We start from the raw sequence: 223 nt of genomic DNA, 5'->3' as shown, positions 1-223 counted from the left end.
GGTTGGATTTGAACCAACGACCTTCAGGTTATGAGCCTGACGAGCTACCGGGCTGCTCCACCCCGCGCCAGGGTGTTCTGCATCGTGTCGAGGGGGTGTGTCTGTCCTGTGCTTGGCGGGTCTGGCGGCGACCGACTCTCCCGTGTCTTGAGACACAGTACCATGGGCGCTGGTGTGTTTAACGGCCGAGTTCGAGATGGGATCGGGTTCTGGGCACACCGCT

General features: G+C 61.4%; 1 tRNA gene and 1 rRNA gene. Both read right to left on the bottom strand.

Annotated elements, in window-relative coordinates:
- A tRNA-Met gene (locus tag MFF56_RS32030) sits at positions 1-59 on the bottom strand.
- Between the two features lie 60 nt (positions 60-119).
- A 5S ribosomal RNA gene (rrf, locus tag MFF56_RS32025) occupies positions 120-223 on the bottom strand; the annotation flags it as partial.

The sequence above is a fragment of the Methylobacterium hispanicum genome (genome assembly GCF_022179285.1).
Taxonomy (GTDB): Bacteria; Pseudomonadota; Alphaproteobacteria; order Rhizobiales; family Beijerinckiaceae; genus Methylobacterium; species Methylobacterium hispanicum.
This window is presented reverse-complemented; position numbering and strand designations above follow the sequence as displayed.